The organism is Pseudomonas sp. UBA1879 (genome assembly GCF_002338065.1).
Lineage (GTDB): Bacteria > Pseudomonadota > Gammaproteobacteria > Pseudomonadales > Pseudomonadaceae > Aquipseudomonas.
This window is the reverse complement of the sequence record NZ_DDHJ01000026.1, coordinates 55006-58325: the sequence shown is the minus strand read 5'-3', so window position 1 is coordinate 58325 and position 3320 is coordinate 55006. Positions and strand designations below refer to the sequence as shown.

Sequence of the window (3320 nt, the reverse complement as noted above, 5' to 3'; positions counted from 1 at the left end):
GCTTTCACCTGTTTGTTTCGGCAAGGCTCAACCCACGGAGGGCCGACAAGGCCTCCCGCAACGTTGTGATGAATGAAGGAGGTGACCGCGAACGGCCACCACTGCGGCGCTAGCGCGCGAGCTTCAGCGCGACGCGCTCATGGGCGTGGGCCGGTCGGGCGGAACAGGGTTGCGCGTACTCGGCAAAGATCGACTCGACCACTTCCTGGGAGCGCACCGCTAGCACCGACAGCAGCGTGTCGCTCAGGCCATGGCTGTCCTCGCAGCAGCCTTGCAGGAAGATCCCCGCTTCGCTGCCCGCACTCAGCGGCAGGCGATAGTGACGGTCGACGCTCGTGCCCTGAATGTGCTCCTGCAAACCGGCGAGCAATTCGAGGTGATAGTCGCGGCGGTAACCGGTGGCCAGCACCACGACGTCGAATGACTCGCTGTGCATCTGGTCATGGGGCGCGTCGCGAAGGAACAGCTCGACGCCCGCCGCGCTGACTTCGGCGTGGGCGACTTCGCGGTTGGTGAGCAGACGGTGGCGTTGCTCGCCGCGGACTTTCTGTTGATACAAGCGTTGGAAGATGGCCTCGATCAGGTCGGTATCGACCACTGAATAATTGGTGTTGCGGAACTCGGTGAACAACGCGCCGCGCCGCGCCTCGCTGTGGTTGAAAATAGTGTCGGTGAACGACGGGTTGAAGATCTGGTTGACGAAGGGGCTGTCGTCGGAGGGCTTCAACGCGCTGCCGCGAATCACCAGGCTGGCCTCCACGTTGTCGAAACGGCTGGCCAGATCTTCAAAGATTTCCGCTGCACTCTGCCCGCCGCCGACCACCGCCACGCGCAACGGCCCCGGACGGTTGCTCAGCAGTTTTTCAATGCCGCCACGATAGCCTGACGAGTGCAGGATGCGCGGATCGCTGAGGCCGTCGAACGCTGCCGGTGCCTGGGGAATGCCGCCGATGCCGAACACCAGGTTGCGTGCGCGACGTCGGGAAATCTCGCCGCCGGGGCCGCGAGACAGCACGTCCACGGCATGGAGGCGGCCGTCCTGGAGATGAGGCTCAAGCGACATCACTTCCTGGCCGTAATGCGCCTGCTCGCTGAAGTGCGACGCGGCCCAGCTCAGGTAATCGGTGTACTCCTCGCGGGTGGGGAAGAAGGTCTTGAGGTTGATGAAATCCTGCAGACGCCCGCGCTCGTTGAGGTAGTTGACGAAGGTGAAGCGGCTCGCCGGATTGCGCAGCGTCACCAGGTCCTTGAGGAAGGAAATCTGCATCGTGGAGCCGTCGATCAGCATGCCTTCGTGCCAGTTGAACGCGGGCTTCTTCTCCAGAAAGCACACCTGAGGCGCCAGACCGTCGCGCAGCGCATGCTCCTGGGTGGCAATCGCCAAAGCCAGGTTCGACGGGCCGAAACCGATGCCGATGTAGTCGTAGACGAGTTCCATGCTTCCCTCTCGTTAGGCGCGATGCGCGATCAGGTTCCGTCGCTGGTGAGGTAACGCCATGACTGGGCATTGCCTCTCGCTACCGGACGGGTCACGCGCATCAGTGATGAATAGGACTGATTATCATTAAGACGCCTGAGCCTTTAGGCTGTTTAGTCGTCAGCGCTGAAAAACTTACAAAGCCTTTACATTTTTTAGCGGGTACGCGCCGCCGATTTCCTCCACGGCGTCGCGGCTCGCGTGGTCACGGCGGTCGCCCTGCAACTCGCTGAGCTGACCGGATTCCATCTTCACCAGACGGTCGGCCAGATCGAAATACTGGTCGTCGTGGCTGATGGCGAACACGGTCATACCTGCCGCTTTGAACATCGGCAGCAGTTCGCGGTAGAAGAACCGGCGGAACAGCGGGTCCTGGTCAGCGGCCCATTCGTCGAGGAGCAGAATGTCGCGTTTTTCCAGCACGGCCAGCAGCAGCGCCAGGCGCTTGCGCTGCCCTTGAGAGAAACGCGTGTCGAGCAGATGCCCGTCGCCAATCTGCACCTTGTGCTTCATGTGCAGTTGGCCGAGCCAGTGATCGATGTGTTCGGCAGCGGCGTTTTCGCCATCGGCACCCAGCAGTTGCGCGAACAGGTGAAAGTCGGTGAATACGCTGGCGAACAGGTGCCGATAGGCAAGCCAGTCGTCCGAACTGATCACCTGGCCGTCGATCAGAATCGCGCCCGCCGAAGGGCGATACAGACCACTGAGCAGGCGCGCCAGGCTGGATTTTCCGCTGCCGTTGCCGCCCATCAGAAACACCGTTTCACCCCGACGCAGCGTCAGGTTGACCGGGCCGACGTCGAAGCCGGGCTCGTCGCCCTGCGCCGGATAGTGGTACTCGACGTCACGCAATTCGAGGGTCTGCCAATGACCGACGATGTGGCTTGGTGCGACCTCGAAGCTGTGGTGATGCTCGGCCAGCGCGAGGGATTCCACCTTGTCCAATGCCACGCGCCCCGAGATTTGCGCCGGGATCGCAGCGACCGCAAGCACCAGCGGCGTGCGCATGAACAGCACGGTCAGGGCGTAGGTCGCGGCCACCTCCGTCGGTGCCCAGCCCAGGCCGTTCGCCAAGTAAAACGCCAGGCCGATGGTGCCCAGGACCATGATGTTGGCCCAGTTGCTGGCCAGGCCGTGATAGCGGTCGGCGAGGGTGAAATGCTCGCGATAACGCAAGGCAGCGACGTCGAAGGTTTCTTCATATAAACGGCGCGCACGGTCGCGGTTGAGGGTCAGCTCCTTGCGGCCGTCGATCACGCTTTGATAACTCTGATAGAGCTTGTCTTCGGACTCGCGCAGCGCGCGGATGTGGGCGTTGAGTTTGCCCACCAGCAGCCAGCCGACGCCGAGGGTGAAGGCCATCCAGCACAGCGTGGTGATGAACAACGACGGCGACAGCCAGGCCAGGTAGCTGAATGCGGCAACGCTCAACACGGTGCCGTAGATCAGGTCCGGCAGCTGCACGAATGCCATGGTCACGGCGCGAATGTCGCTGGACAGGCTGGCGAAGATTTTCGCCCCACCGATGGCTTCGATGCGCTCGATGTTGGTGTCCAGCAAGCGCTTGACCATCACCCGGCGCAGGCCGTAGACGAAGCGATGGCCGAGCGCGGTCAGCGACAGCGACGCCCCGGATGCCAGCGCCAAAAGCAGGACCAGCATCAGGCCGAATTGCCACAACGCGGTGCCCAGACCGTCGTGGGTGCTGATCATGCGCTGGTTGACGAAAGCGATCACGCCGACGCTCAACAGGCCGCTGCTGATGCTCAACAGCAACACCAGCGCGAGTGGCCAACGGTATTGCTGGAAGACCAGACGAACTAATTTCATGGATGACTCCGAA

Annotated in this window: 2 protein-coding genes; both read right to left on the bottom strand. The window is 62.3% G+C overall.

What is annotated here, in order from left to right:
- Positions 1 to 109: 109 nt before the first annotated feature.
- Complete coding sequence (locus B3N48_RS26585) at positions 110 to 1438, bottom strand: lysine N(6)-hydroxylase/L-ornithine N(5)-oxygenase family protein (RefSeq protein WP_296188796.1); 1329 nt, start codon at positions 1436 to 1438, stop codon at positions 110 to 112.
- A gap of 174 nt (positions 1439 to 1612) precedes the next feature.
- Positions 1613 to 3307: a multidrug ABC transporter permease/ATP-binding protein gene (locus B3N48_RS26580; RefSeq protein ID WP_296188794.1), complete on the bottom strand. Its 1695-nt coding sequence runs from the start codon at positions 3305 to 3307 to the stop codon at positions 1613 to 1615.
- Positions 3308 to 3320 lie beyond the last annotated feature (13 nt).